Source organism: Martelella sp. NC20 (assembly GCF_013459645.1).
Lineage (GTDB): Bacteria > Pseudomonadota > Alphaproteobacteria > Rhizobiales > Rhizobiaceae > Martelella.
In genome coordinates this window covers 1,875,266-1,887,596 of record NZ_CP054861.1, presented here as the reverse complement: position 1 = coordinate 1,887,596, position 12,331 = coordinate 1,875,266, and the positions used below count along the sequence as shown (strand labels likewise).

Sequence of the window (12,331 nt, the reverse complement as noted above, 5' to 3'; positions counted from 1 at the left end):
TTCTAGGGTCTGTGGGGATTCACAAATCAGCGCGAATGTGATTCACGCTTTGGATGGATCGTTTTGTACTGACAGATGCCCAATGGGCGAAGATAGAGCCGCATTGTCTGGGGAAGCCTATGGATCCCGGTCGCAGCGGAAGAAACAACCGGCTGTTTATTGAAGCCGTGCTTTGGATTGTACGCACGGGCAGCCCATGGCGTGACCTGCCCGCTGCGTTTGGCAACTGGAGCACGGCATTCCGCCGGTTTCGCGACTGGCGTGAAGCCGACATTTTCAAACGCATATTCGATGCCCTCTCTGAAGAACCGGACATGGAATACGCCATGGTGGATGCCACCATCGTCAAGGTCCACCGACACGGTCAGGGCGCAAAAGGGGGACTCAGAGCCAGGCCATTGGTCGCTCAAAAGGTGGGATGACAACCAAAATCCTGGCACTGACCGATGCTTTAGGCAATCTGGTCCGGTTCGAATTGCTGCCGGGCCATCGCTTCGACACGGTCGGCGTCGCGCCGCTCATCGATGGCATCGAGTTCGGTGCGCTACTCGCCGACAAGGCTTTCGATAGCAACAACATTGTAGCCGATCTCAACAAGCGCGGCGCGAAAATAGTAATCCCGCAACATCCGCGTCGATCAGTGCCTCTCCAAATCGACACTGAGATTTACAAATGGCGACACCTGATCGAAAACTTCTTCTGTAAACTCAAAGAATTCAAGCGCATCGCTATGAGAGCCTGTAAAACGGACCAGAGCTTTGAGGCCATGATCTATCTGGCAGCGGCTGTGATCAACTCAAGGTGAATCCCCACAGACCCTAGAGCATCGGGCGATTAATTGGCATCACCCGATGCTCTAGATTCTTTATTTTGACGCGTCGGGTTAACGAAAAACCGGATCCCACTTTTTCGCCCGACGCTCTAACGCGGATCAAAGCGCATCGCCCGCTGAGTTGAGGTCGGTTGTGGTTCGCATGAAGGAGTTTCAGAATGAAGGGACGTCCCGCGCCGGAGCGCGCCGTGATCCAGCATGTGAACTCAAGCCGGAATTCATCGATGACAGCTGTCGCGCAAAAACGACCGTGCTCCCGTTTGTGGCGCCTCCTGACGATCCTCTTCCTCATCCTTGCCGCCGCAATCGGCAAAGGCGCTCTGGCTCAATCTGACGAGCCGCTTGCGGGGGATCGCGCCGAAGTCGGGCTCTATCTCAGTCCTCCCTTCGTCAGTGAACGCGATGGCACGTATGAAGGCATGGCGATCGACATCTGGGAAAGAGCGGCGGGAAACCTGGATATCGCGTCCCACTATGTCGTCTATCCGACCTTCCGGGACCTGGTCCGGGCGACCAGGGACGGCGAGGTCGATATCGCCGTCACCAATCTGACGATTACCCGCGTCCGGGAAAAGGTGCTTGATTTCACGCAGCCATGGTATGATGCGGGATTGAGGATCATGGTTGCCGACACAAGCCCTTCCGGGTTTTCCGGCGTGATTGCCGGTCTGCGGAGCGCCGGACATCTGAGAGCCTATGCCTGGCTGGCATTGGTCATCGCCGTGGCCACGGTTGCAATGACGCTTTTCGACCGCCGTTTCGATAGAGAGTTTCCGAGGAAATGGCAGGAGGGCATCTCCGAGAGCCTTTATCACGTCGTCTCAATCGCGACCTCGGGAAAGGCCACCCGAAAAAACCTGTTTGGCTGGAAAGGGCGTATCTGGGGGGCATTCTGGATGATTTGCGGCGTCGCTGTCGTCGCCTACATCACGTCATCGGTCACAAGCGTCATGACCACCGTTTCCCTGGAAAGCGGCATCCATTCCCTTGCCGACCTTTCCGACAACGTCACGGGCGTTTTCACCGGAAGCGCATCCGAGGAGTATCTGCGCAACAGGGGCATCAGGGTCCGCACCTTCGACAATATCGACAGCGCCGTCGATGCCCTTCAGGCGGCCAGGATCGATGCGATCGTCGCCGACGCGCCGATCCTGGAATATTATGCGCACCGTCATCCGGATGAAAATGTTTCCGTCGTCGGCAATTTATTTCATCCGGACAAGTATGGTTTCGCGGTTCGCCAGCAAAGTCCGCTCGCCGAGCGTGTCACTTTGGAGCTTCTCGAACTTCACGAACTGGGTGTAATTGAGCAATTACGCCTCAGATATTTCGGGAGCATGCCATGATTACCGATCCGACGACGCTCTATCTCCTGCACATCATCTATCTTGTCGCCCTCGCCGCAGAAGCCATGACCGCTGCACTCGCGGCCGGGCGACGCAGCATGGATTGGGTCGGCGTGATCCTGCTTGCCTGTATCACCGGGCTCGGGGGAGGCTCTGTTCGGGACCTGCTTCTGGACCATCATCCGCTTTCATGGGTTGGCTCGCCGGAGCTTCTTCTGGTCACGGGCGGGGCTGCGATCCTGACGATCATCATTGCCCGGCACATGCATCGGCTGCAGCGCGTCTTTCTTTTTCTGGACGCGGTCGGGCTCGTCGTCTTCAGCATTATCGGCAGCAATATCGCCATCGGCCTCGATCAGCCGTTTCTCGTCGTGATCGCCGCCGGCATGATCACCGGCTGCGTCGGCGGCGTGTTGCGTGACATTCTGTGCAACGATGTTCCGCTGCTGTTTCGCGCGGAACTTTATGCGACCGTCTCCGTCATCACGGTTGCGATCTTCGCAGGCGGGGGGCGGTTGGGGCTCGATCACAACCTCGTCCTGCTGCTCGCCCTCAGTGCCGGCCTTTGCCTGCGTTTGCTGGCGCTGCGGTTCGGCTGGAGCATGCCCAAATTCGTCTACAAACACGATCTGCACTGACGTCTGCGACGGATACCATCCCGCCTCCGGTTGCGATGGCGTCTGGGGCGGTTCGCGTCAATCCTGTCGGGTCAATCCGCTCCCTCTTGAAGTTGGTCTGATCGGCCGATATTGACGGAGATCAGTTCGTCGTCGACAATGGCTGTCAGGGCAGCGCCGGTTTTTTGCCGCTAGACGTGATTTCACGTATTTTCGCTGTGCCAGGCTGCAAAAGAGCTCCAAGAGGTGCAGGCACGTGGATGACCGCGCTGCTCATATCGACGCGACATCCGGGGACAAACCCGGAAACCTGCTCGGTTTTGTGCCGGACGATTGGGGCCGGAAATTCGAGTTCGGTCCGTTCGGCGTGACATTGACCCGCATCGGGCCAAACAGCGTGTCATTTTCTGCCGGCTTTCATTATGCCGTACAGATGCTTTCCGCCCAGCCGGACCGGGAGACGGCCCTTTCGTCAGATCGAATGCGGCGGTTTGCGGCCGACCGCGGCACGCTGGAGCTCATACCGCACGCATCGGAATTCTCGGGTCGCTGGTACACACCGAAGGAGAACTGCCTTTTCGCGTTTGATCACGACTGGCTCGAGAGCTTTGCTGCGCGCGAGCTTGATTGCGGCCATCTGGAACTGCAACCTCCTCCGCCTGGAACGGTCGATCAGGCGGGCTATCAGATCGCGGGCCTGATACGCGATGAAATCGATCATGAAATCCGCCCGAGCCACATGTATCTGGAAGGGCTGGCGCTCAGCTATGCCGCGCGAATTCTGCGCAATCATTCCTCCGCAAGAGATCGGAAGCTGGCCCCCGGTCATGCGAAAGGCGGACTGTCTCCCCGAAACTGGAAGGATGTCGAGGACTTCATTCAAGCCAATCTGACCGAGAACTTCAGCCTCACCGCTTTGGCTGAACTCTGCAATCTCTCCTACAGCCACTTTACGCGGGCCTTTCGCAAAACCGCCGGCATGTCCCCTTATCGCTATGTCCTGAACCAGCGTCTGATCTATGCCCAGAATATCATTCTCCGCAGCGATCTCGCCTTGGCCGAGGTCGCCACATTGGCGGGGTTCAGCAGTCAGAGCCATCTGACGTCAACCATGCGCCGGCTGCATTGCGTCACGCCAGCCGCGTTGCGCAAGTCAAAATATTGAACGCCTTCCGTCGATCGCATGTCAGCTTTGCCGGCGGCGCACGTGCCGTTGGGTTGAGCGCGCCGCCGGCGACCCGCGGCGGCGTCGGAGGTCTTGAAGCCGCGCTCGGGACCCGCCTACCTGTAGGAAGTGCGAGACGTCCTGGAGTGTAAGCGGTGTTTTGGCCCCACCTTCCGGATCTCGGCTTGATTGACGATGTTGAGCCCGCACGAAGGGTTGGACATATGTCGACTTCAGAGTTTACGCTTACATCGAGCGATGAAGAGCCGGCGCGCCGTTTCGAGGTTTTCAGGGGCAGCGGTCGTCGGCGCGCGTGGAGCGACGAGCGCAAGGCTGAGATCGTCGCGGAGAGCTATGAGCCGGGCGTGACGGTCTGCTCCGTGGCGCGGCGCCACGGATTGACGCCGCAGCTTTCGGTTGCTCTGCTGCACGCAACAAGGGCAATGCCGTGTGTACCAACATGCTCACCATAAAGCAGCGTGATCTTGAGACCGGTGTCCTTGAGGCATTGACCAATAATCTGATGGCCCCCGAAGCTGTCAGGATATTCTGTGAGGAATATACCGCAGAACGGAACCGGCTGGCCAATTCAGCGCATCAGATCGCAAAGACAAGGAAGCAGAACTCGCCAGAGACAAAAGCGACCATGCCAAACTGGTTGATGCGATTGTCGCCGGCGTGCCTGCCGATCAGGTCAAGGACCGCATGAACGACCTCGATCGCTGCCGAAAGGCCCTTGAGCGCGAACTTGCATCAGTCGAAGCACCGGAACCAGTCCTCTTCCATCCGTCGATGGCGGCGCGCTATCGCGAACAGATTACAAAGCTCATTGCCGGTCTGAACCAGGCAGATCAGATGCTGGGCTCGAAGGAAGCGCTGCGTGATCTGATCGACAGGATTGTTCTGACGCCGTCTGAAGACGGCGCGGGTCTCGATATCGATCTCTATGGCGCGATCGCAGGGTTACTGCATCTCGCGACAGGTGTTTCGTCGGCAACCGACAAAAAGGCTTCACCTGATAAAAGTTAAGCCTTTGATATTATTGATAAAATATCATTGGCCGCGGGGGCAAGATTTGGATACTGTTTTGTTGATGCCGGTGATTCTCATGTCCGTTTTCAAGATTTTTGGCATAGGTATTTCGCGTCGCTTTTTCAGCGTCGACGAGGGGGGATATGCTGCCTATTGCAGGGCGCGGCGGCGCTGAGACGACGGTTGATCAGACTCTGATGCGCGGGTTGGATACCGCAAGACCGTGGTTCGTCTCGGGCCTTCCTCTGTCTCACATAGCGCGTGTCGCCATTTCAGGCTCGCAGAATCACAACGAGGGTTGCCCTGACCGGCCGCCACGCCCGGCAATAAGCAGCGTGATGGAATTGAACTTGTTTTTCTCTCCTTCGCGTTGATGCCTCTTCGTCAGGCTGTCTTTGTTGGGGGAATGGGAACTGTTGTCGCAATAGCCCAGACGAAAGCCGCAAGCTCGCGCGCGATGGCGACGATGACAATGTTGGTGGGGCGACCGCTGGCTTGCATGCGCCGATACCGCTGGCATAGCCGCACTTGCGCTTTCCAGGCGATCGCTCTGATTGCTTCAGGCAGCCCCTCCGTTCGCTTCAGGATTTCCTGGTTTACACGCGCGGGCAGTCTGTAGGTCCAGGCGCCTTCGACCAGCATGCGTCGCGCACGGATGTTGCCGGCCTTCGTGATCGACCCACGCGACACGCTGGCACCGGTCGAATGCTCTTTGGGAACCAGCCCCAGCCAGGCCATGAACTGACGCGGATTACTGAAGCGTCTAAAGTCGCCGATCTCCGATACCAATGTCATCGCCGAGATCTGCGCGACACCACGCAGGGCTTGGATCGCTTCGACGATCGGGTTAAGCGACCAATCCTGCAAGAGCTCCACCATTTGCCGTGTCAGCCGGTCGCGCCGCTCCTCGATCTGCTCAATGGCACGAATATATTCTTCCATGGCAATTTGCTGCGCGCGATGATCAAAGCGCTGTGTCGCCAACCAGTTTCGATGAGCTTTGCTCCAGTGGGAGCGACCTTCGAAGACCCTGCCGTGCCTGAGCAGAAATGACAAGAGATGCTGGCGGGCTCGTCGTAAATCCGAGACGGCCGCTTCCCGTGCCCGGCAAAGATCGCGCATGGCCTCATGCGTCTCGTCGGGAACCCAGATGGATGACAGTTCGCCTGCACGCAACAAGGCGGCAAGCGCGACAGCATCGCGCCGATCCGTTTTGACCTGAAGTCCCGGACGGGTCGGAACGAGCGATGGTGCAACGACAAGGCATTCATGGCCAAGATCGCGAAGTTGGCGATACAGTCCGTAGCCTGTCGGGCCAGCCTCATAGCAAAGGCACAGGCGTCTGTGACGTCCTGCAAGCCTATCGACAAATTTGCGCACTGCATCAGCACGGTTGGCGATTTCGCCGTAGTAACGCACCTCTCCCTTGCGGCCAGCTTCCGCCAGGCCAATGGCTATTTTTTCTTTGCTCACATCCAAACCAACGTAAAGTGCTGTATCATCGGTCACGGATCGTCTCCTATGTTTGAGGCTCTGGCTGCAAAGTTAACCCTCGTTGCCAACATATTGCGACGCGAGCCACCATGCCGATCAGGGACATGGGGTCTCAATACAGACAGAAATGACCGGGTGAAATCTCGTTGTAGCGCTGCACCTTCGCCGTATAGTTCAGCGGACGGATCGGGCTTTCCAATTCATCAACCTGGCCGCCGCGCTTCATGCCGAGCCGCGCGGGATCTGGAATCGGCACGGCCTGCATCAGCTTGCGGGTATAGGGATGCTGTGGATTGGAGAAGACAGCATCGCGCGGGCCGATCTCGACGATTTCGCCCAGATACATCACCGCAACCTGATGACTGACGCGTTCGACCACGGCCATATCGTGGGAGATGAACAGGAAGGCGATGTTCATGCTCTCCTGCAGATCCAGCATCAGATTGATGACCTGCGCCTTGATCGAAACATCGAGCGCGGACACGCTTTCATCGGCAATGATGACCTTTGGATTGAGCGCCAAAGCGCGGGCGATACAGATACGCTGGCGCTGGCCGCCGGAAAACTCGTGCGGATAACGTCTCCCCATGTCGGCGGATAACCCGACCTTTCCGAGAATATCCGCGACCATCTCGCGGGCCTCGCGCCGCGTTCCCAGCCGGTGCTCGAGATAGGGTTCGGCAACCGCCTCGCCAACGGTCATGCGGGGGTTGAGGCTGGCGAACGGGTCCTGAAAGATCATCTGCACTGTCTGCCTGAGCTTGCGCATCGAGCGCACGTCATCGCCAAGCACATCCTCGCCATCGACAAGGACCTCACCGCTGTCCGGTTCGATGAGCCGCATGACCGCGCGCCCGGTTGTGGATTTGCCGCAGCCCGATTCCCCGACCAGTGACAGCGTCTCCCCGGCATGCAGTTTGAACGACACATTCTCTGCCGCATGAACACGGCCGGAAAGCCGCGACAGCAGGCCGGAATGGATGTCGAACCGTACCGACATGTTCCTGGCCTCGAGAACAGGCTTTTCAGCGCGTGCGACTGTATCTTTCGAAACAGCGGCCGGGGTGATTTGCCCGGTCTGGACATCGGTAATAGGAAAGCGCGCCGGCAGTTCACTGCCGGACATCGAGCCGAGCACCGGCACGGCGGACAGCAGCGCACGGGTATAGGGCTCACGGCTGTTTGCAAAAATATCGCTGGTCTTGCCGCTCTCAACCTGTTCGCCGCGGAACATCACCACAGTGCGGTCGGCGATTTCGGCAACCACGCCCATGTCATGGGTAATAAACAGCACGGAGGTGCCTTCTTCCTCCTGCAGGGTTTTGATGAGGTCGAGAATCTGCCCCTGAATGGTGACATCGAGCGCCGTTGTCGGCTCATCGGCGATCAGCAGTTTCGGGCGGGCCGCCAGCGCCATGGCAATCATCACCCGCTGGCGCATGCCGCCTGAAAACCGATGCGGATATTCGTCAAAACGGGACGCGGCGGAGGGAATGCGTACTTTCTCCAGAAGCCGGACCGTCTCTTGCCGCGCTTCTTTCCTCGTTACCGCGCTATGGCAGCGGATCGCCTCGGAAATCTGGTCGCCGATGGTGAAAAGCGGATTGAGGCTCGTCATCGGTTCCTGAAAGATCATCGAGATATCGGCGCCACGAGTCGCCCGCATAGCCCTGTCGGAAGCCGTCAGCAGATCGCGGCCATCGAGCAGGATGCGGCCCTCGACGCGCGACATGTCGCGCGGCAGAAGGCCCATGATGGAAAGCGAGGTCACGCTCTTGCCCGATCCGCTTTCGCCGACAATCGCCAGCGTTTCCCCCGGCATGACGTCGAACGAGACATTGCGGACGACGCTGCGCCAGTCTCCTTCCGAATAGAAGGATGTGGTCAGGTTCTGAACCGACAGAACCGGTGCATGGTCGCCGTCATTCGTGGTTGCCTGATTTGTCATTTTGCTGTCCCCTTCGCGAAACCAGATCTTCAGTCCGGCCATTTGAGCAGGCCATCGAAGCGGTGGCGGCTCAGGTCCTCGATCGGCGTGGCGATGATGTCGTTTGAGCGGCGGGCCTTGTCGAGTTCCTCGCCAAGACGACGCGTCACGATATGCTCCTGCCCCGGATGCAGATTGCACGGATCGAGGTAGAAATAATGATGCTCCGCCTCATGATCACGCACGATGATCGGCGGTTCGCCATGGGCAAGCGCTGCGGAAAGATCCCACGCGGTAATGCGTGCCTCGGAAGGGTCGATCATGACCTTGAGGCGGTCGAGCGGATTGTTGGTCGGATCGGGGTCGATCACGGCATGAATGCCGGGGCGGCCGTCGAGTGCGTCCTTCCACAGATCAAGGTAGCCTCTCTCACGCGCCCGGATACCCTCGTGATCGCGGGTTTCCCAGGCTTCAAGCGCGGCCATGACGCCGAAAATGCTTTCCTTGCCGACCTTCATGCCGCGGCCGATGCCGTAGTTCTGAATATAGGCATTGCGGACCATATCCTTGCGACCGGCAACGATGCCCGACGTCGGCCCGCCAAGGAATTTATGGCCGGAATAGAGAACAATATCGGCGCCGGTCGCAAGGAAGCCCTTCAGGTCATATTCCGACGCCGCATCGACAATCACCGGAACGCCGCGCGCGTGGGCGATCTCGACGAACTCGCTGAGATGCAGCAGGCCGTAGTCGACGACATGGTGAGAGACGACATAAACCGCCGCCGCCGTGTTTTCGGTGATCGCGTTTTCAAGGTGGAAGCGGTGGGTCGAGGTTGCCTGCCCGATCGACACGACCGTTCCCCCGGCAAGGCGGATGGCCTGGTCGACCGGCGCGCCGTAATTGACGATATGGCCAGCCTGTACGATAATTTCTTTTCTGGCCGTCGTCGCCATCGGCAGGCGCTCGACAGCAAGGAGATCCGGACCGGTAATGGCCCCGGCAACGGCGAGGCTGATGCCGGAGGCGCAGGATGCCGTGACAAAACCCGCTTCTGCACCGGTCAGCCGGGCGATGACCTTGCCGGCCTTGCGCTGCAGGTCGTTCATGTCGACGAATTGCGGCATGATCTTCGCGACAGCGGCAACAGCCTCCGGAACGGCGATCGAAGCGCCAAGACTGGTCATCGTGCCGGAAACATTGATGACAGGCCGCAATCCGAGCGACTGCCTGATATCTTCACTCATTGAGATTCTCCGTGGATGTGCCGGACACGCCCGTGCGCAACTCGACAACTGTAACGTAATAATGCAATGTCACTCAAAACTGAGGAATAGGCATGACCGAGACAAATGAAACCGGATCCTTTGACGAACCGGAAACCGCCCCTGAAAAAAAGAAGAAGAGAACCCGGGTCAGCGGCATTGACCGCATCCTCCAGGTCATCGACTATCTTTATGAAACCGGTGAACCTGCCGGCGGTTATGCGATTGCAAAGGCCATCGGAGCGCCGCTTTCGACGATCTATACCATCACCGAGGACCTCGTTGAAAAGGCTGTGCTGACCCGCGCCCATGACGGCATGCTGTGGCTCGGCCCCCGCCTTTACAATTACGGCATTGCCTATGCCCGCTCCGTTGACTTCATGCGGGTGGCCACACAGGAGATGCACGATCTTTGCCGCCGCGCCGGCGAAACCGTCCAGCTTTGCGGCCGGGACGGCCATCATATGCTGGTCATGGCGATGGCCGACGGACCCAGCCATTTCCAGGTGATGTCGCGCGTCGGCTCGCGCATTCCGCTGAACTGGACGGCGTCGGGCCGGCTTCTGGTCGGCCACATGCCGGAAAAGGACCGCATCGAACTGTTCAAACGCGGCGCCCGCGCCTCGCCGACAGGCCGTGCGACCATCGATCCGAAAGCGCTTTCGAAGGCGGCGGCGGAAGCGTTCGAAAACCGGCTTTCCGTTCAGGTTGGCGAATCCGACTATTCCGTCGCCTGCATCGCTTCGCCGATCCGCAATGCGGAGGGCGAATGCACCGCCACGATTTCGATCGTGCTGCCCGAGCAGAAGGCCACGGCAGGCGACGCCCCGTTCGGCGACTATGTCCGGGATTCTGCTGAACGTATCGAACGGTTGATGGGATGGCGGGAACACTAGAATTCAATCCTTCACAGCGACGATCGCTTCGATTTCCACGGTGATATTATTCGGCAGCGAACCGAGGCCAACAGCTGAACGCGCATGAATGCCGGCCTCGCCGAACACCTCGATGAACAGATCGGAGCAGCCGTTGATAACACTCGGATGCTGGGTGAAATCGGGGGTCGCATTCACCATGCCGAGGATTTTCACCACATGTTTGACACGGTCGAGATTGCCGAGCGCTTCCTGCATTACAGCCAGAAGATTGAGTCCCGTCAGCCGCGCGTGTCTGTAGGCATCCTCGACGGTGACGTCGCCACCGACCTTGCCGTAATGTTGTGAGCCGTCGCTTTCGCTTGGTCCCTGCCCCGAAAGATAGAGAATATTGCCTTCCTGTTTGTAGGCTGCAAAATTGGCGATTGGAGGCTGCGCAGGCGGTATCTCGATACCCAGTGTCGCAAGTCGTTCTGCTACAGAGGCCGGTTCGCCTTTTTTAATCGCGGATGTCTGGGACACGAAAACTCCTGTACTTTCAAAATGTGATGGCTGACCGTCTTGGCGATCAGCGAAATGCATAATTCTGGCCGTCATAGCCGCTGCGCCATGTGCCGGGCGTGTGTCGCGAGGCCTTGATAGCGCGTGTGCCGATGACCGCGTAGACGGGATCGAAAAGCTTGGTCATCTGCGCCCTGTCGCCATTGGAATCGACCACGTCCAACGCTTCGTCGATAAGGTTGAACATCGTGAATTCAGCGCGCGCGCCCGGCGACAGAAGATTGTCCATCGGCAGACCGATGACGGCGGCAGGCGCGTGGGTGACGGCACTGACCACCTTGTCGAACGGCATGCCGACCGACAGCAGTTTCGACATGGTGGTCGCCATATCCCAGACCGCGCCGTTGAGCGAATGACCGTGGAGATCGGTGGAGATCGAAAACGGCATCAGGCCGCGCTCAATCGCCGCTTCCGCCACCTTGAACGAGAAGGAGGCGCCGCCATGGCCGATATCGAGACGTACCCCCTCGCCGGCGCAGCGTTCGGCCAGATTGAAGAGGTCTTCATCCTCCATGATCGACGAGCCGAGCTTGCCGTTGAAGCAATGGGTAATGATGTCGCCGGGGCCGAGAACTTCAAGAACATCCTCATAGAGCGCCGGCGGCTCGCCGACATGCACCATCATCGGCAGCTTGAGCAGTCTGGCAATCTTCTTGCCGAGCTTGACCGGCGTGATACCCCACGAGCCTGTAATGACATGGCTGGCGCGGACCTTGATGCCAACGATATGCTCGCGGTTTTCCTCGTAGCACTGGACAATGCGGTCGAAGTCCACGTCCTTGATATCGCGCAGCTCCGGCACCCGGTTACAGGCGACAAGCCCGATGGAACCGAGATTGAGGAAGGCTTTCACGCGTTCCACGGAGGGTTCGATGATGTATTCCCGAAAGCCGTGAAAATTGGCCTCACCGGCCGAACCGGCGTCCACCAGCGTCGTCACGCCCCGTTCGGCTCCGCATTGCGAGGGCCTGATCGAAATATCCGTGCCGCCATGCCAGATGTGCACGTGCAGGTCGGTCCAGCCCGGCGAAATCCAGGCGCCAGCGCCATCGATGACTTCCACGCCCTCACCGGCCGGCAGACCTCGACCGGTCGATGCGACCTTTCCGTCAGCGCCAATGGCTATATCGACAAGGTCTTCCGGCGTACCGGTTCCGAATGCGATCGGCCGGACATTGCGGATCAGCAGAGGCGAACCCGTTTGTTCAAGCGGCATT

12 protein-coding genes are annotated in these 12,331 nt (G+C 58.9%); 7 read left to right on the top strand and 5 right to left on the bottom strand.

Features of this window, described 5'->3' with window-relative positions; translation table 11 throughout:
• Nucleotides 1–53: 53 nt before the first annotated feature.
• The 6 genes from HQ843_RS09085 to HQ843_RS09060 all read left to right on the top strand — a co-directional run bounded on the left by HQ843_RS09085 (nt 54) and on the right by HQ843_RS09060 (nt 4,989).
• Nucleotides 54–805, top strand: a protein-coding gene (locus HQ843_RS09085; protein ID WP_180898709.1) for an IS5 family transposase whose coding sequence is annotated in 2 segments (ribosomal slippage) — nt 54–384 and nt 384–805 — 753 coding nt in all. Because the reading frame shifts where the segments join, the coding sequence is not laid out codon by codon here.
• Nucleotides 806–990: 185 nt separating this feature from the next.
• Nucleotides 991–2,178 (top strand): transporter substrate-binding domain-containing protein, encoded by a 1,188-nt coding sequence (locus HQ843_RS09080; protein ID WP_246710327.1) that lies wholly within the window; start codon nt 991–993, stop codon nt 2,176–2,178.
• Nucleotides 2,175–2,816 carry a trimeric intracellular cation channel family protein gene (locus tag HQ843_RS09075; RefSeq protein WP_180898711.1) on the top strand — a complete coding sequence of 214 codons (642 nt, stop codon included), beginning with the start codon at nt 2,175–2,177 and terminating at the stop codon, nt 2,814–2,816. Before HQ843_RS09080 ends, HQ843_RS09075 begins: the two co-directional genes overlap by 4 nt.
• Nucleotides 2,817–3,051: 235 nt before the next feature.
• Entirely contained in the window at nt 3,052–3,960 is a 909-nt protein-coding gene (locus HQ843_RS09070) for an AraC family transcriptional regulator (protein ID WP_180898713.1), read from the top strand.
• Nucleotides 3,961–4,184: 224 nt separating this feature from the next.
• A complete protein-coding gene (locus HQ843_RS30005) occupies nt 4,185–4,433 on the top strand; it encodes a transposase (RefSeq protein WP_180898715.1) in 249 nt (82 codons plus the stop codon).
• 232 nt (nt 4,434–4,665) lie between these two features.
• A complete protein-coding gene (locus tag HQ843_RS09060; RefSeq protein ID WP_180898717.1) occupies nt 4,666–4,989 on the top strand; it encodes a hypothetical protein in 324 nt (107 codons plus the stop codon).
• 387 nt (nt 4,990–5,376) lie between these two features.
• On the opposite strand, the gene HQ843_RS09055 is transcribed toward HQ843_RS09060, so the two are convergent.
• The 3 genes from HQ843_RS09055 to HQ843_RS09045 all read right to left on the bottom strand — a co-directional run bounded on the left by HQ843_RS09055 (nt 5,377) and on the right by HQ843_RS09045 (nt 9,660).
• The gene (locus tag HQ843_RS09055; protein WP_180898719.1) at nt 5,377–6,501 is read right to left on the bottom strand and encodes an IS110 family RNA-guided transposase; all 1,125 of its coding nucleotides are present in this window, start codon (nt 6,499–6,501) and stop codon (nt 5,377–5,379) included.
• A 97-nt stretch (nt 6,502–6,598) separates the two neighbouring features.
• A complete protein-coding gene (locus HQ843_RS09050; protein WP_180898721.1) occupies nt 6,599–8,434 on the bottom strand; it encodes an ABC transporter ATP-binding protein in 1,836 nt (611 codons plus the stop codon).
• 29 nt (nt 8,435–8,463) lie between these two features.
• Nucleotides 8,464–9,660, bottom strand: a complete 1,197-nt coding sequence (locus HQ843_RS09045; RefSeq protein ID WP_180898723.1) for an aminotransferase class V-fold PLP-dependent enzyme — start codon at nt 9,658–9,660, stop codon at nt 8,464–8,466.
• Nucleotides 9,661–9,752: 92 nt separating this feature from the next.
• Here HQ843_RS09045 and HQ843_RS09040 point away from each other — a divergent pair, with 92 nt between their 5' ends.
• Complete coding sequence (locus HQ843_RS09040) at nt 9,753–10,574, top strand: IclR family transcriptional regulator (protein WP_180898725.1); 822 nt, start codon at nt 9,753–9,755, stop codon at nt 10,572–10,574.
• Nucleotides 10,575–10,577: 3 nt separating this feature from the next.
• On the opposite strand, the gene HQ843_RS09035 is transcribed toward HQ843_RS09040, so the two are convergent.
• Together HQ843_RS09035 and HQ843_RS09030 are read right to left on the bottom strand one after the other, a co-directional pair.
• Nucleotides 10,578–11,135, bottom strand: a complete 558-nt coding sequence (locus tag HQ843_RS09035) for a RidA family protein (protein WP_180902264.1) — start codon at nt 11,133–11,135, stop codon at nt 10,578–10,580.
• Nucleotides 11,122–12,330, bottom strand: coding sequence for an amidohydrolase/deacetylase family metallohydrolase (locus HQ843_RS09030; RefSeq protein ID WP_180898727.1), 1,209 nt, complete (start codon nt 12,328–12,330; stop codon nt 11,122–11,124). The genes HQ843_RS09035 and HQ843_RS09030 overlap by 14 nt, the downstream gene beginning before the upstream one ends.
• Between the last annotated feature and the right edge of the window lies 1 nt (nt 12,331).

Excerpts from the sequence above, each read along its gene's own strand:
- HQ843_RS09050 (WP_180898721.1), bottom strand. The coding sequence starts at position 8,434 with ATGACAAATCAGGCAACCACGAATGACGGCGACCATGCACCGGTTCTG.
- HQ843_RS09075 (WP_180898711.1), top strand. The coding sequence starts at position 2,175 with ATGATTACCGATCCGACGACGCTCTATCTCCTGCACATCATCTATCTT.
- HQ843_RS09045 (WP_180898723.1), bottom strand. The coding sequence starts at position 9,660 with ATGAGTGAAGATATCAGGCAGTCGCTCGGATTGCGGCCTGTCATCAAT.
- HQ843_RS09060 (WP_180898717.1), top strand. The coding sequence starts at position 4,666 with ATGAACGACCTCGATCGCTGCCGAAAGGCCCTTGAGCGCGAACTTGCA.
- HQ843_RS09040 (WP_180898725.1), top strand. The coding sequence starts at position 9,753 with ATGACCGAGACAAATGAAACCGGATCCTTTGACGAACCGGAAACCGCC.
- HQ843_RS09030 (WP_180898727.1), bottom strand. The coding sequence starts at position 12,330 with ATGCCGCTTGAACAAACGGGTTCGCCTCTGCTGATCCGCAATGTCCGG.
- HQ843_RS30005 (WP_180898715.1), top strand. The coding sequence starts at position 4,185 with ATGTCGACTTCAGAGTTTACGCTTACATCGAGCGATGAAGAGCCGGCG.
- HQ843_RS09035 (WP_180902264.1), bottom strand. The coding sequence starts at position 11,135 with ATGCATTTCGCTGATCGCCAAGACGGTCAGCCATCACATTTTGAAAGT.
- HQ843_RS09080 (WP_246710327.1), top strand. The coding sequence starts at position 991 with ATGAAGGGACGTCCCGCGCCGGAGCGCGCCGTGATCCAGCATGTGAAC.